This is a genomic window from Citrobacter sp. ANG330 (assembly GCF_047467925.1).
In the GTDB taxonomy this organism is placed as follows: Bacteria; Pseudomonadota; Gammaproteobacteria; order Enterobacterales; family Enterobacteriaceae; genus Citrobacter_A; species Citrobacter_A amalonaticus_G.
Window position 1 is genome coordinate 71629 of sequence record NZ_JASJUI010000003.1, and the last position, 19180, is coordinate 90808.

Annotated in this window: 18 protein-coding genes and 3 tRNA genes; 11 read left to right on the forward strand and 10 right to left on the reverse strand. The window is 53.5% G+C overall.

The window, feature by feature from the left end:
* Positions 1-2 precede the first annotated feature (2 nt).
* The 3 genes from truC to syd form a co-directional block, all read right to left on the reverse strand.
* Positions 3-797 carry a tRNA pseudouridine(65) synthase TruC gene (gene truC / locus QNN88_RS08680; RefSeq protein ID WP_414239867.1) on the reverse strand — a complete coding sequence of 265 codons (795 nt, stop codon included), beginning with the start codon at positions 795-797 and terminating at the stop codon, positions 3-5.
* Positions 797-1126, reverse strand: coding sequence for a YqcC family protein (locus QNN88_RS08685; RefSeq protein ID WP_414239868.1), 330 nt, complete (start codon positions 1124-1126; stop codon positions 797-799). Before QNN88_RS08685 ends, truC begins: the two co-directional genes overlap by 1 nt.
* Positions 1127-1763: 637 nt before the next feature.
* Positions 1764-2309 (reverse strand): SecY-interacting protein, encoded by a 546-nt coding sequence (gene syd, locus QNN88_RS08690; protein WP_414239869.1) that lies wholly within the window; start codon positions 2307-2309, stop codon positions 1764-1766.
* Between the two features lie 68 nt (positions 2310-2377).
* Here syd and queF point away from each other — a divergent pair, with 68 nt between their 5' ends.
* The 5 genes from queF (at position 2378) to xni (ending at position 8795) form a co-directional block, all read left to right on the forward strand.
* Positions 2378-3226, forward strand: a complete 849-nt coding sequence (gene queF, locus QNN88_RS08695) for an NADPH-dependent 7-cyano-7-deazaguanine reductase QueF (RefSeq protein WP_414239870.1) — start codon at positions 2378-2380, stop codon at positions 3224-3226.
* A 112-nt stretch (positions 3227-3338) separates the two neighbouring features.
* Entirely contained in the window at positions 3339-4703 is a 1365-nt protein-coding gene (gene ppnN, locus QNN88_RS08700) for a nucleotide 5'-monophosphate nucleosidase PpnN (RefSeq protein ID WP_414239871.1), read from the forward strand.
* Between the two features lie 506 nt (positions 4704-5209).
* The gene (sdaC, locus tag QNN88_RS08705) at positions 5210-6499 is read left to right on the forward strand and encodes an HAAAP family serine/threonine permease SdaC (RefSeq protein ID WP_414239872.1); all 1290 of its coding nucleotides are present in this window, start codon (positions 5210-5212) and stop codon (positions 6497-6499) included.
* Between the two features lie 60 nt (positions 6500-6559).
* Positions 6560-7927 carry an L-serine ammonia-lyase II gene (gene sdaB / locus QNN88_RS08710; RefSeq protein WP_414239873.1) on the forward strand — a complete coding sequence of 456 codons (1368 nt, stop codon included), beginning with the start codon at positions 6560-6562 and terminating at the stop codon, positions 7925-7927.
* A 112-nt stretch (positions 7928-8039) separates the two neighbouring features.
* A complete protein-coding gene (gene xni / locus QNN88_RS08715; RefSeq protein ID WP_414239874.1) occupies positions 8040-8795 on the forward strand; it encodes a flap endonuclease Xni in 756 nt (251 codons plus the stop codon).
* Here the strand turns inward: xni and rlmM are convergent.
* The 4 genes from rlmM to QNN88_RS08735 form a co-directional block, all read right to left on the reverse strand.
* Positions 8792-9892 carry a 23S rRNA (cytidine(2498)-2'-O)-methyltransferase RlmM gene (rlmM, locus tag QNN88_RS08720; protein ID WP_414239875.1) on the reverse strand — a complete coding sequence of 367 codons (1101 nt, stop codon included), beginning with the start codon at positions 9890-9892 and terminating at the stop codon, positions 8792-8794. The two genes, xni and rlmM, sit on opposite strands and share 4 nt — an antisense overlap.
* A complete protein-coding gene (locus QNN88_RS08725) occupies positions 9885-10280 on the reverse strand; it encodes a DUF423 domain-containing protein (RefSeq protein WP_042322457.1) in 396 nt (131 codons plus the stop codon). The genes rlmM and QNN88_RS08725 overlap by 8 nt, the downstream gene beginning before the upstream one ends.
* Positions 10281-10298: 18 nt before the next feature.
* Positions 10299-11216 carry a glycine cleavage system transcriptional regulator GcvA gene (gene gcvA, locus QNN88_RS08730; protein ID WP_414239876.1) on the reverse strand — a complete coding sequence of 306 codons (918 nt, stop codon included), beginning with the start codon at positions 11214-11216 and terminating at the stop codon, positions 10299-10301.
* A gap of 350 nt (positions 11217-11566) precedes the next feature.
* Entirely contained in the window at positions 11567-11794 is a 228-nt protein-coding gene (locus QNN88_RS08735; protein ID WP_414239877.1) for a YgdI/YgdR family lipoprotein, read from the reverse strand.
* A gap of 191 nt (positions 11795-11985) precedes the next feature.
* Here QNN88_RS08735 and csdA point away from each other — a divergent pair, with 191 nt between their 5' ends.
* Positions 11986-13191 carry a cysteine desulfurase CsdA gene (gene csdA / locus QNN88_RS08740; RefSeq protein WP_414239878.1) on the forward strand — a complete coding sequence of 402 codons (1206 nt, stop codon included), beginning with the start codon at positions 11986-11988 and terminating at the stop codon, positions 13189-13191.
* Complete coding sequence (csdE, locus tag QNN88_RS08745; protein WP_414239879.1) at positions 13191-13637, forward strand: cysteine desulfurase sulfur acceptor subunit CsdE; 447 nt, start codon at positions 13191-13193, stop codon at positions 13635-13637. The genes csdA and csdE overlap by 1 nt, the downstream gene beginning before the upstream one ends.
* A gap of 54 nt (positions 13638-13691) precedes the next feature.
* Here csdE and tcdA read toward each other — a convergent pair whose 3' ends face one another.
* Together tcdA and mltA are read right to left on the reverse strand one after the other, a co-directional pair.
* Positions 13692-14498 carry a tRNA cyclic N6-threonylcarbamoyladenosine(37) synthase TcdA gene (tcdA, locus tag QNN88_RS08750; protein ID WP_414239880.1) on the reverse strand — a complete coding sequence of 269 codons (807 nt, stop codon included), beginning with the start codon at positions 14496-14498 and terminating at the stop codon, positions 13692-13694.
* Between the two features lie 74 nt (positions 14499-14572).
* Positions 14573-15670, reverse strand: coding sequence for a murein transglycosylase A (mltA, locus tag QNN88_RS08755; protein ID WP_414239881.1), 1098 nt, complete (start codon positions 15668-15670; stop codon positions 14573-14575).
* Between the two features lie 207 nt (positions 15671-15877).
* On the opposite strand from mltA, the gene QNN88_RS08760 reads away from it, so the two are divergent.
* The 3 genes from QNN88_RS08760 (at position 15878) to QNN88_RS08770 (ending at position 16233) form a co-directional block, all read left to right on the forward strand.
* Positions 15878-15954: transfer RNA gene (locus tag QNN88_RS08760), tRNA-Met, on the forward strand.
* Between the two features lie 62 nt (positions 15955-16016).
* Positions 16017-16093, forward strand: a tRNA-Met gene (locus tag QNN88_RS08765).
* 63 nt (positions 16094-16156) lie between these two features.
* Positions 16157-16233 (forward strand) — tRNA-Met (locus QNN88_RS08770).
* A gap of 72 nt (positions 16234-16305) precedes the next feature.
* Here QNN88_RS08770 and amiC read toward each other — a convergent pair.
* Positions 16306-17583: an N-acetylmuramoyl-L-alanine amidase AmiC gene (gene amiC / locus QNN88_RS08775; RefSeq protein ID WP_414239882.1), complete on the reverse strand. Its 1278-nt coding sequence runs from the start codon at positions 17581-17583 to the stop codon at positions 16306-16308.
* Positions 17584-17817: 234 nt separating this feature from the next.
* Here amiC and argA point away from each other — a divergent pair, with 234 nt between their 5' ends.
* Positions 17818-19149, forward strand: a complete 1332-nt coding sequence (gene argA / locus QNN88_RS08780) for an amino-acid N-acetyltransferase (protein WP_042322440.1) — start codon at positions 17818-17820, stop codon at positions 19147-19149.
* Positions 19150-19180 lie beyond the last annotated feature (31 nt).

Below are 19180 nucleotides of genomic sequence, written 5' to 3' on the forward strand. Positions count from 1 at the left end.
ACTTACTCCCTGGAGAAAGAACGTATCTCTTCATCCTGACCTGCTGGCTCGCTTAACTCAACCCTTTCATTCTCAGGGAGAAGTCCTTGCCAGCCAAACTGTGATAATGCCTGCATCCAGACAGCGTCCAGTCCCGCATGGATCGTCAACGGTTCACCGGTAAACGGATGCGTCAGCGAAAGCTGGCTGGCATGCAGCATCAGTCGGTTGCAGCCAAAATGTTCTGCCGCGCTGCGGTTCTGCCGCAAATCACCATGTTTGCTGTCGCCAAGAATTGGATGGCGCAGGTGCGCCAGATGGCGTCTGAGCTGATGTTTGCGCCCCGTTTGCGGATCCAGTTCCACCAGTCCGTAACGTGTCGTCGAATAACGCCCGGTCGCCACCGGCATTTCAACGGTGGCGAGGCCGCGATAATGGGTGAGTGCAGGCTGTGGGTCTTTGTTTTCACGGGCAAACTTATCGGCGATTTTATCCAGTTCTTCCACCAGCGGATAATCCAGTACCGCTTCCTCCATAAGCCATCCGCGGACAATCGCATGATAGCGTTTATGGATCTCATGTTGCTCGAACTGCTGCGCGAGGCGGCGCCCGGCTTCGCTGGATAAGCCCATCAGCAACACACCGGAGGTCGGTCTGTCGAGACGATGCGCGGTAAACACATGCTGACCGATCTGGTCACGCACGGTTTGCATCACCACCACTTTTTCGTCGCGATCCAGCCAACTGCGGTGCACCAGCCAACCGGAGGGTTTGTTGACCGCAACCAGCCATTCATCCTGATACAGAATCTCCAGCATCAGGATTTATCTTGCGCGAAAAGCGCATCCAGCGCCTGCAACGCCTCCAACAGGACTTCGCGCTGCGGATGATCGGCGGTAAGCGCCATTTCATAATAGGGTGCGACGGCGAACGCCGTCGGCAGCGGCTGGGCGCTGTCCAGTAACGCATGCATACGGGGGATCAAAACCCACTGCAGCCACTCAACTGGCTCCATCGTATCCATACAAAACGGTTGGGTACTGGTAAACAGGTGGGCTTCGGGTTCATCCATCCGCCAGTGTTGATGCTCACGTAGCAGCGCTTCAAGTGCGTGTAGCTGCTGACGCACACGGTCATGAGTCGTCATGAAAGTCACCTCAATGATGAAAAATCTGGCGCGAAGAATACCACCAGTAAAAAAAGAAACAAAAAAAGGGAGCACTGTAAAAACAGTGCTCCCGGTTCGTTTCGCAGCATTCCAGCTACTTTTAGTGCTCCCTGCTCATCCGTGACAACTTTTCCTGTGGTCTTGCGACCTGTTGTTCATCCTGAACATTTTGCATCCTGCTCACACCACCCCGATGTGATTACTTCATCCTGAAGTGTCCTGGCCATCCTGACCCACCGACTATCCTGACCGGCTCTCGTTCTCCTTCCTGGAGGTGTCCTTTAACGCACTCCTGCGTTTTCCTCTTTGCTTCATCCTGAAGCCTTTCCCTGTAACACCATCCTGGTGTGTCCTGACAAAGTGCCATCATCCTGATGTTCACTTCGTTGTGCGACTCCCTGTCGACGTACATAGAATCGCCTTTTTCACGCCGTCTTACAAGACGCTTACAGACAATGCCTTAAGGAAAATTTCATATGAAAGTTGACAGTGAATCATTAACTCGATGATTTATTAGAATATAACTTATTTATACTTCTTAATATCTTCATTAATTACCTGGCGATCTCCTACAGAGCCTGTAAGAGATCTCTCACATATTTACGGGGGAAATGGATTACAGAAGAGGCTTAAGTTGTGTGAGGAAATCCGCAAGAGAAGGGGCGAGAACAGAACGATTACGGGTTCCCAGCGTTTCTTTAATCACTTCTCCCGACAGATTGCAGAGCGAAATGACCTCAAGTTCATTGTCCTGCGTGGCAATAAAGAGTGTCGGCGACAGTTTCAAACGTTTCTGCGTCACCAGATGACCAATCAGGTTCTCCTGAACACGTCTGAAATCATCCGCGCTCCAGGTCTGCAACAGCGTCAGCGTTTCGCTGCCAAACTGCGCGTGCATATCCCCGGCAAACTGCGTGGTATAAAACGCGTGAAGTGCAGGTTGTATCACAATATCGAAGGCACGTTCAACCGCGTTTACATTCTGTTCACCTTCGAACGGCTGCGGTTGCCAGTAAACGGCATCACGGGTACTCGCAATAATACAAGGAGAAGGCACGCCATACAGCTCTTCGCTCATCGGCCAACTGTCGTTTGTTGCCTGCCATGCTTCACAGTAACGTGTCGTAAAATCCTTCAGGGCCAAAGCTGTCTGTTCGTCCACCGGTTTCTCTCTTCATAAAAGCCAGGATACACTTGGCACATAGTGTATCTGGTTTATGACGGTGAAACATGTCTTCTTATGAAAACCATCAGGCGCTCGATGGCCTGACGCTCGGTAAATCAACGGATTACCGGGATATTTATGACCCCAGCCTGCTACAGGGCGTACCCCGTAGTCTGAATCGCGACCCGCTGGGACTCAACGCAGAGAACTTACCGTTTCATGGCGCTGATATCTGGACGCTGTATGAGCTGTCATGGCTGAATGCCAAAGGATTACCCCAGGTGGCGGTCGGTCATGTGGAGCTGGATTACACCAGCGTCAATCTGATTGAATCCAAAAGCTTTAAGCTGTACCTGAACAGCTTCAACCAGACGCGGTTTGACTCCTGGGAAGCGGTACAACAGACGCTGGAAAAGGATCTTCGCGCCTGTGCAAAAGGGAATGTGACCGTTGCGCTGTACCGTCTCGACGAACTGGAAGGACAACCCGTCGCGCATTTTCACGGCACCTGCATTGATGATCAGGACATTGACATTGATAACTACCAGTTCACTACCGATTATCTGCAATCCGCCGCCAGCGCAGAAAAAGTGGTTGAAGAGACGCTGGTGAGCCATCTGTTGAAATCAAACTGCCTGATCACCCATCAGCCGGACTGGGGTTCCATACAAATTCAGTATCGGGGACGTAAAATAGACAGGGAGAAGCTGCTTCGTTATCTGGTCTCTTTTCGCCATCATAATGAGTTCCACGAGCAGTGCGTGGAGCGCATCTTCAATGACCTGCTACGCTTCTGCCAGCCTGAAAAACTGAGCGTTTACGCGCGTTACACCCGTCGCGGTGGGCTGGATATTAATCCATGGCGTAGCAATACCGACTTCACTCCGTCCACCGGCAGATTAGTTCGACAGTGAATTATTTCACCATTTTGCGGAGTGGATTCCACGCGCAAGGTTGTGAAAGGTCATAAGCCAGGGCTATTGTTAGCCACAGGGAATGACGTTTTGCGTCCCATAAGGAGTTTACTTGATTACACATATTAGCCCGCTTGGCTCTATGGACATGTTGTCGCAGCTGGAAGTCGATATGCTTAAACGCACGGCCAGCAGTGACCTGTATCAACTGTTTCGTAACTGTTCGCTTGCCGTTTTAAACTCCGGCAGTCTGACTGACAACAGCAAAGAGCTGCTGTCCCGCTTTGAAAGTTTCGATATCAACGTGTTGCGTCGCGAACGCGGCGTGAAGCTGGAACTGATCAATCCGCCAGAAGATGCATTCGTCGATGGCCGTATCATCCGCGCGCTGCAGGCGAACCTGTTTGCCGTGCTGCGCGACATTCTGTTTGTTAACGGTCAGATTCATAACGCGGGTCGTTTCCAGCATCTGGATCTCGAAAGCTCCGTGCACATTACTAACCTGGTGTTCTCTATTTTGCGTAATGCCAGAGCGCTGCACGTCGGCGAAGCGCCAAACATGGTGGTCTGCTGGGGCGGTCACTCGATTAATGAAAACGAATATCTGTATGCCCGCCGCGTCGGGACACAGTTAGGTCTGCGCGAGCTGAACATTTGCACCGGCTGTGGGCCGGGTGCGATGGAAGCGCCGATGAAAGGCGCCGCGGTAGGCCATGCGCAACAGCGTTATAAAGACAGCCGTTTTATTGGGATGACCGAGCCGTCGATCATCGCCGCTGAGCCACCGAACCCGTTGGTCAACGAACTGATCATTATGCCGGACATCGAAAAACGTCTGGAAGCTTTCGTGCGTATCGCCCACGGCATTATCATTTTCCCGGGCGGCGTGGGAACCGCAGAAGAGTTATTGTATCTGCTGGGTATTCTGATGAACCCGGCGAACAAAGATCAGGTTCTGCCGCTCATCCTCACCGGCCCGAAAGAGAGCGCCGACTACTTCCGCGTGCTGGATGAGTTCATTGTCCATACGCTGGGCGAAGCCGCGCGCCAGCATTACCGCATTATCATTGATGATGCGGCGGAAGTCGCACGCTTAATGAAAAAAGCGATGCCGCTGGTGAAAGAAAATCGTCGTGATACCGGAGACGCCTATAGCTTTAACTGGTCGATCCGCATTACGCCAGACCTGCAAATGCCGTTTGAACCGTCACACGAAAACATGGCTAACCTGAAGCTTTATCCGGATCAGCCGGTAGAAGTGCTGGCGGCCGACCTGCGTCGCGCCTTCTCTGGCATTGTGGCGGGTAACGTTAAGGAAGTGGGTATCCGCGCCATTGAAGAGTTTGGCCCATACAAAATCCACGGCGACAGTGAAATGATGCGTCGTATGGACGATCTCCTACAAGGTTTTGTCGCACAGCACCGTATGAAGCTGCCTGGCACTGCCTATATCCCCTGTTACGAAATCTGCGCCTGACGCGCAAAGCGCATAGCCCGCCGGGAGCGCCTGATGGCCTCCCGGTTTTTTTATGTATACCAACGAGATAGGGGTGACGTTTTATAAAGTTAGCTAATACATCATACAAAAAACATTTCAACGCAAACGATTACCCTTCTAATGCAACCGCGTTTTATCAGCCTAAATTTCACTTAGACATCATAAACAACTAAAAACGGTTCTTTTTACCGCGTAAGCTCCGTAACTTCCCGAGATTCCTTTCAGGCTATATGTTGTTAATGTTAGCCTTCGCGCGTGTAAATTCGCTTTGATGTTTTTTTAACAGACTAATGATCCAATTTTATCCGGTTTAAAAGTGGATTATTGCATTTGAGATCCCGATCACTGATAGATTCATTAGTTAAATGTATCTTTCCGCCCGCAAATTATTACGGTTAAAAATTATATAAAAATCGTCATTGCAAGAATTTCGTATTACGGTCAGGAATTTTTTCCTGATTTTTAGCTTCCTCCAGGAGAACCAGATGGAAACCACCCAAACCAGCACTATTGCTTCGACTGAAACACGAAGCGCATGGCGCAAGACCGATACCATGTGGATGCTGGGCCTTTATGGCACGGCTATTGGCGCAGGCGTATTATTCCTGCCAATCAACGCAGGTGTCGGCGGTATGATCCCGCTTATCATCATGGCAATTATCGCCTTCCCGATGACCTTCTTCGCCCACCGTGGTCTGACTCGCTTCGTGCTGTCCGGCAAAAACCCAGGCGAAGACATCACCGAAGTCGTTGAAGAGCATTTTGGTATCGGCGCGGGTAAACTGATTACTCTGCTGTACTTCTTCGCGATTTACCCAATTCTGTTGGTTTATAGCGTCGCGATTACCAACACGGTTGAGAGCTTCCTGACTCACCAGTTAGCCATTACCCCACCGCCGCGTGCGATCCTGTCGCTGATCCTGATTGTCGGGATGATGACTATTGTTCGCTTCGGTGAGCAGATGATCGTCAAGGCGATGAGCATCCTGGTATTCCCGTTTGTTGCCGCGCTGATGCTGCTGGCTCTGTATCTGATCCCACAGTGGAGCGGTGCAGCGCTGGAAACCTTATCCTTTGACTCTGCGGCTACGACCGGCAACGGTCTGTGGATGACTCTGTGGCTGGCGATTCCGGTGATGGTATTCTCGTTCAACCACTCTCCGATTATCTCTTCCTTCGCGGTGGCGAAGCGTGAAGAGTACGGCGATGCGGCAGAGAAAAAATGCTCGAAGATTCTGGCCTTCGCACACATCATGATGGTGCTGACGGTCATGTTCTTCGTCTTCAGCTGCGTACTGAGCCTGACGCCAGCAGATCTGGCAGCAGCGAAAGAGCAGAACATCTCGATTCTGTCTTACCTGGCAAACCACTTTAACGCGCCGATCATCGCCTGGATGGCACCGATCATCGCGATGATTGCTATCACCAAATCCTTCCTCGGCCACTATCTGGGTGCACGTGAAGGCTTTAACGGGATGGTGATTAAATCTCTGCGTGGTAAAGGCAAAAGCATCGAAATCAACAAACTGAACCGCATCACAGCGCTGTTCATGCTGGTGACGACCTGGATTGTCGCCACGCTGAACCCGAGCATCCTCGGTATGATTGAAACCCTGGGTGGTCCAATCATCGCGATGATCCTGTTCCTGATGCCGATGTACGCTATTCAGAAAGTACCGGCAATGCGTAAATACAGCGGCCATATCAGCAACGTGTTCGTTGTTGTGATGGGTCTGATTGCAATCTCCGCGATTTTCTACTCTCTGTTCAGCTAAGTTATTTAGCGCCGCTTTCGGGCGGCGCTTCCTTCCTGATTTAACCGCTATGGATGCCCTATGATTAGCGTATTCGATATTTTCAAAATCGGCATTGGCCCGTCCAGTTCACATACCGTCGGGCCGATGAAAGCCGGCAAACAATTCACGGACGATCTGATTGCCCGCCACATTCTGACCGATGTCACCCGCGTTGTCGTTGATGTGTATGGCTCGCTGTCCCTGACGGGTAAAGGCCACCACACCGATATCGCGATTATCATGGGTCTGGCAGGGAATCTGCCGGATACGGTCGACATCGATGCTATCCCCGGCTTCATCCAGGATGTAAACACCCACGGGCGCCTGCTGCTGGCAAACGGTCAGCATGAGGTCGAGTTCCCGGTAGATAAGTGCATGAATTTCCATGCCGATAACCTGTCCCTGCACGAGAACGGGATGCGCATTACCGCGCTGGCGGGCGATAAGGTCCTCTACAGCCAGACTTACTATTCCATTGGCGGCGGTTTCATCGTCGATGAAGAACATTTCGGTTTGCCGAACAGTGCGCCGGTGAACGTCCCGTATCCGTATAAATCGGCTGCTGATCTGCAAAAACATTGCCAGGAGACCGGGCTGTCCCTGTCTGGCCTGATGATGCAAAACGAGCTGGCGTTGCACAGCAAAGAAGAGCTGGAACAGCACTTTGCTAACGTCTGGGAGGTCATGCGCAGCGGCATTGAACGCGGCATCACCACCGAGGGCGTCCTGCCAGGAAAATTGCGCGTACCGCGCCGTGCGGCAGCGCTGCGTCGTATGCTGGTGAGCAGCGACAAAACCACGACCGACCCGATGGCGGTAGTTGACTGGATCAACATGTTCGCGCTGGCGGTGAACGAAGAGAACGCCGCTGGTGGACGTGTGGTCACCGCGCCGACCAACGGTGCGTGCGGTATTGTTCCGGCAGTGCTGGCCTATTACGACAAATTCATCCGCGAAGTGAACGCCAACTCGCTGGCGCGCTACATGCTGGTCGCCAGTGCGATTGGCTCGCTGTACAAGATGAACGCCTCTATTTCCGGAGCGGAAGTAGGCTGTCAGGGGGAAGTCGGTGTGGCTTGTTCAATGGCGGCGGCAGGTCTGGCGGAATTGTTGGGCGGGAGCCCGACGCAGGTTTGTATCGCGGCGGAAATCGGCATGGAGCATAACCTCGGTCTGACCTGCGACCCGGTAGCGGGCCAGGTTCAGGTGCCATGCATCGAGCGTAACGCGATAGCCTCCGTGAAGGCGGTTAACGCTGCGCGAATGGCGCTACGACGCACCAGCGAGCCACGTGTCTGCCTCGATAAAGTGATCGAAACCATGTACGAGACCGGTAAAGACATGAACGCCAAGTACCGCGAAACCTCTCGCGGTGGCCTGGCCATGAAGATTGTTACCTGCGATTAATCGTGCGCACAGAGGCCTCATTTTGCGAGGCCTCTTCTCGTTTTAGCCTCCTGCAATAGCCTCCTTTTGTTCCGAATGTTACCCTACACGCTGATTTGTAAGGGAGAACACCGTGGCTATCCATCTGCTTATCGTCGACGCGCTCAATTTAATTCGCCGGATCCACGCCGTTCAGGGTTCTCCCTGTGGGGAAACCTGCCTGCACGCGCTTGATCAGTTGATTGTCCACAGCCAGCCCACCCACGCTGTGGCGGTGTTTGATGATGAGGCGCGTAGCAGTGGCTGGCGTCATCAACGCCTTCCGGACTACAAAGCCGGTCGTCCGCCAATGCCTGATGAACTGCATCATGAGATGCCCGCCCTGCGTGCGGCCTTCGAGCAGCGAGGCGTCGCGTGTTGGGTATCGAGTGGTAATGAAGCCGATGATCTGGCCGCGACGCTGGCGGTAAAAGTCGCCCAGGCGGGCCATCAGGCGACGATCGTGTCGACAGATAAGGGCTACTGCCAGTTGCTCTCCCCGACGTTACGCATTCGTGATTACTTTCAGAAACGCTGGCTGGATGCGCCGTTCATTGAAAAAGAGTTTGGCGTACAGCCCCAGCAACTACCTGATTACTGGGGACTGGCGGGGATAAGCAGTTCGAAAGTGCCGGGCGTTGCGGGCATCGGCCCGAAGAGCGCCACTCAACTATTGGTACAGTTTCAGACGCTGGAAGGGCTTTACGCACATCTGGATGCCGTGCCGGAAAAGTGGCGCAAGAAGCTGGAAACACATCGGGAGATGGCATTCTTGTGCCGCGATATCGCGCGCTTACAAACCGATTTGCATCTTGATGGTAACTTGCAACAACTGCGCCTGACGCGTTAACGCTCGTCGCGGCGCCCGCCGACCGCAGCCCACAGGCGACGGACGTGCACCGTCACTTCTTCACGGTCGTGATACAACTGACGCGCCTGAATCTGCGCATTTACGCCGTGTTCGTCAAGCTGCGCCTGAATATAGGCAAGGTTCTGCGAGACCTCTTCGTAGCGTTTTTTCATCGGCAACTTGAGGTTAAAAATGGTTTCCCGACACCAGCCATTGACCAGCCACTGCGCCATCAGCGCCGCCACTTTCGCCGGTTTTTCGACCATATCGCACACCATCCACGAGATGTTGTTACGATTCGGACGATACTTAAAGCCATCTTCGCGCAGCCAGGTGACCTGTCCGGTATCCATCAGGCTTTGCGCCATCGGGCCGTTATCGACCGAATACACCCACATGTTGCGTTTAACCAGTTGGTAGGTCCAGCCTCCAGGGCAGGCCCCTAAATCCACCGCGTACATCCCGTTTGCCAGACGCTCGTCCCACTCATCTTGCGGAATAAACACGTGCAGCGCTTCTTCCAGCTTAAGCGTTGAGCGGCTGGGCGCGTCGGCCGGGAACTTCAGGCGCGGGATACCCATATAGTACGGCGAATTGTTACTGGCAAAGGAATAACCGGTATAACAGCAGCCAGGCGCGATAAAGAAGACGTGCACCACCGGGCGCTTCGGCGTCTCATAATTTGTCAGAATTCCAGCGTCGCGCAGCGCGGCGCGCAGCGGCACCGTAAATTTGCGGCAGAACTTCATCAGCTCTTTGCTTTCGTTCGTGTCCGCCACTTCAACGCGCAAATCGCCGCCCTTCTCCACCACGCCCTGTAACATACCCACTATCGGCGTAATGCGATCTTCTGGCGGCAAGTGCTGGAGTAACTCGCCGACCACAAACCACTGACGGGCAAAAATCAGAGAACTGAACGGCAGCTCGCTGATAATTTTTTCGGCGTCTTCGGCCTGATAGCACTCATAGATGACATAGCCCGCATTCTCTTTGACGCGAGCAAAACCGAAGCATTCACGACGCCCTGCTTTATCGGTAATTTCGGCGGCACACTCTTTTTCAAAGCCCGGGCGACACAACAACACAATCTTATTCATGAACTACGCCCTTACGCTTCAAACGGATGGCGCCGATTAGCATCAGCACCCAACCTGCCAGGAAGCTGACGCCACCGACAGGGGTAACAAACGCCCACAGGCGAAGATGAGACAACGCCAGGCAATACAGGCTGCCGCTAAACAGCACCGTGCCTAACGCGAGGAAAACGCTACTCCAGTAAAACCAGATGCTGATCCGGCGTTGCATCGCCACCGCCAGTCCGAAGATAGCCAGCGTATGGAACGCCTGATATTGCAGGCCGGTCTGGATCCAGCTCATTTCAACCACACCGAGGGTTTTGCTCAGGACATGCGCACCGAAAGCACCCAGAGCGACATAAATAAAGCCACTGATAGCGGCAAAAATCAGCATAAAACGGCTGGTCATGGTCATACCCTACGTAAGTTATTGTTCGTAACGAAAGCGGAATTTCTCTTGTTCCGTGGCCGCTTTCGCCAGTATCCATTGACGGAAGGCGGCTATTTTACCCAGTTCTGCCTGACTGTCATGACAAACCAGATAAAAAGCGTTTTTACTGACCAGAACATCATTAAACGGACAGACGAGCCGACCCGCTTCAATTTCTGACTGCGCCATCACGTTATTCGCCAGCGCAACGCCCTGCCCGTGGATAGCAGCCTGCAACACCATCGCACTATGACTAAAGATGGGCCCCTGCTGGACGTTGATATGATTTAGTCCCAGTTGTCGCGTATAGGTTTGCCAGTCACGACGCGAAGCATCGTGCAATAAGGTATGCGTGGCTAAATCTGCGGGCGACTTCAGTGCTTTATCACCTGTCAGCAACAACGGCGAGCACACCGGCAGCAGATATTCTGCGTACAATTTTTCGACGCGCAGTCCCGGCCAGTTGCCGCGACCATAAAAAATCGCCACGTCGACATCGTCCGCCAGTTTATCTTCCTGACGGTCCACCGCCTGGATCCTGACGTCAATTCCCGGATAAGCTGAGTTAAAGCTAGAGAGTCGGGGCACCAGCCAGTGAATCGCAAAACTGGGCAATAAACTGACCGTCAGCGCCCCCTTTGCACTCCGCGCCTGAAGTTTACGCGTCGCATCCGTTAATTGCGAAAAAATCTCTTTGATGTCGAGGAAGTAACTTTGTCCTTCTTCGGTCAGAAGAAGAGAACGGTTGCGTCGGCGAAACAGCTTTAGCCCTAAGAAATCCTCAAGTGACTTGATTTGGTGACTTACTGCGGCCTGCGTCACAAAAAGCTCTTCTGCTGCGCGGGTGAAGCTAAGATGCCGTGCGGCGGCATCAAAAACACGTAATGCGTTCAGAGGTGGGAGTCGTTTTGACATGGCTTTTAGACTTTGATGTTAAAAGAATTTAACAATTAGATTACAACATGTAACCTATTAGTTTTTTTTATCTGAGCCATTATAATTTGTCCGTTGAGGAACTACCAGCAAATACCTATAGTGGCGGCACTTCCTGAGCCGGAACGAAAAGTCTTATTGGAATGCGTGTTCTGGTGGGCTTTTGGCTTACGGTTGTGATGTTGTGTTGTTGTGTTTGCAATTGGTCTGCGATTCAGACCACGGTAGCAACGCTACCCTTTTTCACTTCCTGTACATTTACCCTGTCTGTCCATAGTGATTAATGTAGCACCGCCAATTTGCGGTGCTTTTTTTTACCCGTCACCTGCAGATTAGTCTTCCAGCGCGACCATCTCTTTCACATCAGTTCGGTTGATCTGCTGTTTGTTGCCGTTAGCGTCCTTATACGAAATCATCCCGGTATCATCATCCGTCTTCGGTTTACCGTCCGAAACGATGCTGCGTCCATCATTGGTGTGCATCACGTAGTTCGGACCGGAACAGGCGCTCAGGGCAAAAGTCAGCATACATGCGGAAATAATTGCGGCAGTCTTTTTCATCTTCTTCTCCTTAAAGCTGTTTATGCTATTAAAAACGTACTCCGTAACAGGCAAAAAGATTTGCCTAACATTATTCAGCATAAGACACTGGTCTGATTTCGCCAGGTTATCCAGAAGATTCTTATAGTTAAGCAATCCTTGAATCACTGCCAAAATTGCGCCACGATCGACAAACCGAACTGAGGAATGTCATGAACGCTTTCAATCCCGCGCCGTTCCGCGCGCAATTTCCCGCATTAGCCGACGCGGGCGTCTATCTCGATAGCGCCGCGACGGCCCTTAAGCCACAGGCCGTTATTGAAGCCACCCAGCAGTTTTATACCCTGAGCGCAGGAAACGTTCATCGCAGCCAGTTTGCGCAAGCCCAGCGCCTGACGGCACGCTATGAAGCCGCCAGAGAGAAAGTGGCTCACATGCTGAATGCGTCGGATGACAAAACGATCGTCTGGACCCGAGGCACCACAGAGGCCATCAATATGGTGGCGCAGAGCTATGCCCGTCCTCGTCTGCAACCGGGCGATGAGATCATCGTCAGTGTCGCGGAACACCATGCGAATCTGGTGCCGTGGCTGATGGTTGCGGAGCAGACCGGAGCGAAAGTGGTCAAGCTGCCGCTCAATGCACAGCGCCTGCCTGATGTCGAACGTCTGCCGGCGGTCATCACCCCGCGCAGCCGAATTCTCGCCCTGGGGCAGATGTCGAACGTGACCGGCGGCTGCCCGGACTTAGCCCGCGCCATAACGCTCGCCCATGCGGCAGGTATGGTAGTGATGGTGGACGGCGCGCAAGGCGCAGTGCATTTCCCCGCAGACGTGACCGCCCTCGATATCGATTTTTACGCTTTCTCTGGCCATAAGCTGTACGGCCCAACCGGCATCGGCGTGCTTTACGGCAAACCGGAGTTACTGGAGGCCATGTCCCCCTGGCTCGGTGGCGGTAAGATGATCAACGAAGTCAGTTTCGAAGGCTTTACTACCCAGGCAGTCCCGTGGAAGCTGGAAGCGGGAACTCCCAACGTCGCAGGAGTGATTGGCCTGAGTGCGGCGCTTGAATGGCTGGCCGATATTGACATCGCGCAGGCGGAAAGCTGGAGCCGCGGGCTGGCTACGCTCGCGGAAGAGGCGCTGGCTAAGCGTCCTGGGTTCCGTTCGTTTCGCTGCCAGGATTCCAGTCTGCTGGCCTTTGATTTTGCAGGCGTTCACCATAGCGATATGGTCACCCTGCTGGCGGAATATGGCATCGCGCTACGTGCCGGTCAGCACTGCGCGCAGCCGTTGCTGGCTGAACTGGGCGTCTCGGGTACGCTACGCGCCTCATTTGCGCCGTATAATACAAAGAGTGATGTGGATGCGCTGGTCAACGCCGTTGATCGTGCGCTGGAAATACTGGTGGATTAATGACTAACCCAATATTTGCCGGACACCCGTTCGGCACGACCGTAACTGAAGACACCCTGCGCACTATTTTTCTCCCGTTGAACCAGTGGGAAGACAAATATCGTCAGTTGATCCTGCTCGGAAAACAACTTCCGCCACTGCCCGACGATCTCAAAGCGCAGGCCAAAGAAATCGCCGGTTGCGAAAACCGCGTCTGGCTGGGATATACGCGCTCCAAAGCGGGAACATTGCACTTTTTCGGCGACAGCGAAGGTCGCATTGTGCGCGGTTTGCTGGCCGTCTTGCTGACTGCCGCAGAAGGCAAAACGGCGGCGGAACTGCTGGCCCACTCGCCGCTGGAATTATTTGATGAACTGGGTTTGCGCACGCAGCTCAGTGCATCACGCAGTCAGGGGCTGACGGCGCTGAATGACGCCATCATTGAGGCCGCTCACGCTGCCGGATGACGACGCGGGCGCGTCTTATCCGGCCTACGATGCATTGCATCGCGCAAGATAATCTCAGCCCTGACGCGCCGCTTTTGCCATCATCTTTTTCAACGCATGAGAAACCGCCACAAAACCGAACGTGGCGGTGACCATCGTGGCCGCGCCGAACCCCGACGCGCAGTCCATCCGTTTTGGCCCTTCTGCCGTCGCCTTCATGGCGCACACACTGCCATCAGATTGTGGATACACCAATGCTTCCGTGGAAAACACGCAGTCGACGCCCAGCTTGCCTTTGCTGTTTTTTACGACGCCAAAATCGCTTTTCAGCCGTTCACGCAGTTTCGCCGCCAGCGGATCCTGAATCGTTTTCGCCAGGTCAACGACCTGAATCTGGGTTGGATCGATCTGCCCGCCTGCACCACCGGTGGTCACCAGCGGGATCTTATTGCGTCGACAGTACGAAATCAGCGCCGCTTTGGGCCGCACGCTGTCAATGGCGTCAATCACATAGCTAAAACCCGCGCTCATATAATCTGCGACGTTATCCGGCGTCACAAAATCATCAACCACGGTCACCCGGCACTCAGGGTTGATCTGGCGAATACGCCCGGTCATCACCTCCGCCTTCGCCAGCCCGACAGTGTCGCGCAGGGCATGAATCTGGCGGTTGGTGTTGGTCACGCAAACATCATCCATATCAATAAGCGTAATCGCGCCAACTCCGGTGCGCGCCAGGGCTTCTGCCGCCCAGGAACCGACACCGCCGATCCCAACCACGCAGATATGCGCATCGGCAAAAAGCTGTAACGCTTTCTCACCATACAGACGCGCGGTGCCGCCAAAACGCTGACGCCAGGCATCACTGATAACCACAGACATAACACCTCAAATTCATTAATATCGAACGGTATGACGGCCTGATGGCGGCCGATAAGCAACGCGCCATCCGGCAACTAGCCGCTGAACACGTTACCTGCGCCCGGCGCACTCTTCAGCACCCATACGCGACCATAATGATTATACCAGCCTGCACGGTGTCCGGCGTCCGGTCCGATCCCCTGATAGATGTCAAAGTGCTGACCTTTAATCGCCCCACCGACATCCAGCGCCACCATCAGACGCAGCTCATACTGGCCGTTAAATTTCCCGTTATTGTCCAGCAGCGGCACTTCTGCCAGCAGAGTAGTGCCCGCCGGGATAATACTGCGATCGGACGCGACAGAGGCGCGGCCAATCAGCGGTACCGCACTGGCGCCTTTCACCGGGGCAAAAGATTGCGGTTTAAAGAAGACAAACGACGGGTTTTGTTCAAGCAGTTCGCGGACTTCTGCTTCGCTGTGCGTTTCACCCCAATGGCGAATCGCCTGCATCGACATATCTTCTTTCTTCACTTCGCCGCGATCGATAAGCACTTTGCCGATACTGCGATAGGCATGGCCGTTTTTCCCGGCATAGCTAAAGAAGTTCAACGGAGAGCCGTCACCAAAATCGATATAACCGCTGCCCTGCACGTCCATGATGAAGTTATCCATCAGGGAGTTGCTGTACGCCAGAATGTAGTTCTCGCTCAGTGCGCCCACGTAAATCTCCGCGCGGGATGGCAAGCGTCCCCGTTTCGGCGGCATGCGATAGATAGGGTACTGGAATTCGCCCTGACGCGTATGGCGCGCCTGGATAACCGGCGTGTAGTAACCGGTAAACTGCACGTTACCGTAGTTATCTGCACCTTCCATCTGCCAGGCGTCGAGTCCAAACTGGCGCATGGTGCGCGTATCGCCGCCAGAGCGCAGCCACTCCTGCACAGCGTTATAAACGTTGCTCTGGTTACCGTACAAGCGCGGAGAAGCGCTGCGGATCTGATTGACCTGCTCGGCAAAATCGCCGGCGTTGATCGGTGCGCCGATCGCATCCGGCTGGTTCACCAGTGAGAAAGGCTGGGTAAACTTCCCGTCTTTATACTGCTGTCCACGATCGGTTGGTTTAGAGGAACAGGCAGTCAGCATTGCAACTACCGCGCCCATGAGAAGGTAACTGACCCAACGTCCTTTCATTGTTCTCTTCTTTTAGCTGTAAATCATGCGCAATGAAGATAACAAACCCGGCCCGCTAATGAAACGAGCACCGCTGCCCTGACGCAAATTTTGCACATTATTTAAACGGAAATGCCTTGTTTTTGTTCATTTTCATCCCGAAACCGTGATCCAGGTGAAAAAAGGGTTGCATGAAAATGTTAGCAGAGTATAGTGCGCATCCACGGACGCGGGGTGGAGCAGCCTGGTAGCTCGTCGGGCTCATAACCCGAAGGTCGTCGGTTCAAATCCGGCCCCCGCAACCAATTAAAATTTGATGCAGTAAAGCTTTCGCAAAGCAGTTTAAAATGCGCAGCAGAAAGACGGACGCGGGGTGGAGCAGCCTGGTAGCTCGTCGGGCTCATAACCCGAAGGTCGTCGGTTCAAATCCGGCCCCCGCAACCAATCAAATTTTGACGCAGTGTATAATTCTGCAAAGCAGTTTGAAACGCGAAGCAGAAAGACGGACGCGGGGTGGAGCAGCCTGGTAGCTCGTCGGGCTCATAACCCGAAGGTCGTCGGTTCAAATCCGGCCCCCGCAACCAATACTAAACACCTTAACGGGTGTTTTTTTGTTTCCGCGGTCCGTAAAAAAAGCGCTTTTCAGCGCTTTTTTATTATCCTCTTCTCGCCAGCGTCGCCCCATCGGCGAAGTACGCTTTGATCCCTGCCAGTATCGACTCCGCCACTTCCTGCTGGAAGGTGGCCGTTTTCAGCTTCCGTTCTTCTTCGATGTTACTGATAAACGCCGTTTCGACGAGAATCGACGGAATATCCGGTGCTTTCAGCACTGCAAACCCCGCCTGTTCCACCTGATTTTTATGCAGATTATTAATTTTGCCGAGCTTGTTGAGCACCGCTTTACCAAACTTCAGGCTATCGGCAATGGTCAGCGACTGCACCATATCGAACATGGTGTGATCGACGTAGCGGTCACCGCTTTTACTCACGCCGCCGATCAAATCCGAGGCGTTCTGGGTTTGCGCCAGATATTTCGCCGCCGTACTGGTCGCCCCTTTGGTCGACAGCGCAAAAACGGATGAACCGCTGGGCTGGCGACTGGTGAACGCATCCGCATGAATGGAGACAAACAGGTCAGCCCGCTGCTTCTGGGCTTTCGCCACGCGCACCTTCAGCGGAATGAAAATATCTTCATTTCGCGTCATGTAGACCTTCATGTTGCCTTCTTTCTCGATTAAGGCGCGCAGTCGTCTGGCGATCTGCAACACCACATCTTTCTCACGCGTATGGTATTTCCCCACCGCGCCGGAGTCTTCACCACCGTGTCCCGGATCGAGCATGATAACAATCGGCCGATCGCGCCCGGCTTTGCCTGGCTGCGGGCCGCTCTGCGCAGGCGGAACCTGCTTATCGAGATCGCCCCGGTTGTAATCTTCCAGCAAGGCCAGCAGCGGATCCTGCATATCCTGCGCATTAGCAGGATAAAGATCCATCACCAGACGCTCTTTAAAGCCCGCCACCGGTGCCAGCGCAAACAGCTGCGGCTTCACGTTTTGCTTCAGTTCAAACACCATGCGTACAGTCTGCGGATCGAACTGCCCCACGCGTGCCGATTTGATAAAAGGATCGTCGGGACGAATCTGCGCTGCCATGCCTTTCAACACAGAATTCAGGTTCACACCTTCAATATCCACCACCACGCGTTCAGGATTGCTCAGCGCAAACTGTTTGTACTTCAGCTGTTGATTCGATTCCACCGTCACACGGGTGTAACTGGATGCAGGCCAAACACGAACCGCAACGACCTGACTGGCCGCTGCCAGTCCGACCTGACTGGCCGCTGCCAGTCCGACCTGACTGACGCTCAATAGCCACATGGCGCCTGCCCCTTGCAGTAAACGACGGCGGCTAATAGGTGGATTGGATCCCGACATGCTTCTCCCGAGCAAAATAAAACGTAATGGTGATGTGATAGTAAACATCTAAATTGACCGGGAACTTTAGCGAAAGACGCATAATCTGTCATCTATAAAAGGGTAAACATTGTTATTGTATTCACGGTATTACTGAGTAAAAACTTCGTCTGGATTAAAATTTGCACTTGCACGCGGCGATAAAACAGAATAAAAATACATTAATTACGAATAATCATGCAATGAGGATATGCCGTGGTGAAGGAACGTAGAACCGAACTGGTACAGGGATTTCGCCATTCTGTTCCCTATATCAATACCCATCGGGGAAAAACGTTTGTCATTATGCTCGGCGGCGAAGCCATTGAGCATGAAAACTTTTCCAGCATTGTCAACGACATTGGGCTTCTTCACAGCCTCGGCATACGGCTTGTGGTGGTCTATGGCGCACGTCCGCAAATCGACGCTAACCTCGTCACTCATCATCATGAACCGATGTATCACAAAAATACCCGCGTCACCGACGCCAAAACGCTGGAGCTGGTAAAGCAGGCGGCGGGAACGTTACAACTGGATATCACCGCTCGCCTGTCGATGAGCCTGAACAATACACCGCTGCAGGGCGCGCATATCAACGTGGTTAGCGGTAACTTTATCATTGCGCAGCCGCTGGGCGTTGATGACGGCGTGGATTACTGCCACAGCGGGCGTATCCGTCGTATCGATGAAGAGGCGATCCATCGTCAACTGGACAGCGGCGCCATTGTGCTGATGGGGCCCGTCGCGGTATCTGTCACAGGCGAAAGCTTTAACCTGACCTCGGAAGAGATCGCCACACAGCTGGCGATCAAGCTGAAAGCTGAAAAGATGATCGGCTTTTGCTCTTCGCAGGGAGTGACCAACGACGATGGCGATATCGTCTCCGAATTGTTCCCGAACGAAGCGCAGGCGCGTGTAGAAGCACAGGAAGAAAAAGGCGATTACAACTCGGGCACCGTGCGGTTTCTGCGTGGCGCGGTGAAAGCCTGTCGCAGCGGCGTTCGTCGCTGCCACCTGATCAGCTATCAGGAAGATGGCGCGCTGTTACAGGAGTTATTCTCCCGTGACGGCATCGGAACGCAAATTGTGATGGAGAGCGCCGAGCAGATTCGCCGCGCTACCATTAACGATATCGGCGGGATCCTGGAGCTGATCCGCCCGCTGGAACAGCAGGGTATTCTGGTGCGTCGTTCACGTGAACAACTGGAGATGGAGATCGATAAATTCACTATTATCCAGCGTGATAACATGACCATCGCCTGCGCGGCACTGTACCCCTTCCCGGAAGAAAAAATCGGCGAAATGGCCTGTGTGGCGGTGCATCCTGACTATCGCAGCTCTTCGCGCGGAGAAGTGCTACTGGAGCGGATCGCCGCCCAGGCGAAGCAGATTGGTCTCAGCAAGCTGTTCGTCCTGACGACCCGCAGCATCCACTGGTTCCAGGAACGCGGCTTCACACCGGTGGATATCGACCTGCTGCCGGAAAGCAAAAAAGAGATGTACAACTATCAGCGAAAATCGAAAGTGCTGATGGCGGATCTGGGTTAGACACTATCGCATTGCCGGATGGCGGCGAAAA

Coding starts and splice junctions, on each gene's coding strand:
- truC (WP_414239867.1), bottom strand. CDS start 797: ATGCTGGAGATTCTGTATCAGGATGAATGGCTGGTTGCGGTCAACAAA.
- QNN88_RS08685 (WP_414239868.1), bottom strand. CDS start 1,126: ATGACGACTCATGACCGTGTGCGTCAGCAGCTACACGCACTTGAAGCG.
- queF (WP_414239870.1), top strand. CDS start 2,378: ATGTCTTCTTATGAAAACCATCAGGCGCTCGATGGCCTGACGCTCGGT.
- sdaC (WP_414239872.1), top strand. CDS start 5,210: ATGGAAACCACCCAAACCAGCACTATTGCTTCGACTGAAACACGAAGC.
- sdaB (WP_414239873.1), top strand. CDS start 6,560: ATGATTAGCGTATTCGATATTTTCAAAATCGGCATTGGCCCGTCCAGT.
- rlmM (WP_414239875.1), bottom strand. CDS start 9,892: ATGAATAAGATTGTGTTGTTGTGTCGCCCGGGCTTTGAAAAAGAGTGT.
- QNN88_RS08725 (WP_042322457.1), bottom strand. CDS start 10,280: ATGACCAGCCGTTTTATGCTGATTTTTGCCGCTATCAGTGGCTTTATT.
- gcvA (WP_414239876.1), bottom strand. CDS start 11,216: ATGTCAAAACGACTCCCACCTCTGAACGCATTACGTGTTTTTGATGCC.
- QNN88_RS08735 (WP_414239877.1), bottom strand. CDS start 11,794: ATGAAAAAGACTGCCGCAATTATTTCCGCATGTATGCTGACTTTTGCC.
- csdA (WP_414239878.1), top strand. CDS start 11,986: ATGAACGCTTTCAATCCCGCGCCGTTCCGCGCGCAATTTCCCGCATTA.
- csdE (WP_414239879.1), top strand. CDS start 13,191: ATGACTAACCCAATATTTGCCGGACACCCGTTCGGCACGACCGTAACT.
- tcdA (WP_414239880.1), bottom strand. CDS start 14,498: ATGTCTGTGGTTATCAGTGATGCCTGGCGTCAGCGTTTTGGCGGCACC.
- mltA (WP_414239881.1), bottom strand. CDS start 15,670: ATGAAAGGACGTTGGGTCAGTTACCTTCTCATGGGCGCGGTAGTTGCA.
- amiC (WP_414239882.1), bottom strand. CDS start 17,583: ATGTCGGGATCCAATCCACCTATTAGCCGCCGTCGTTTACTGCAAGGG.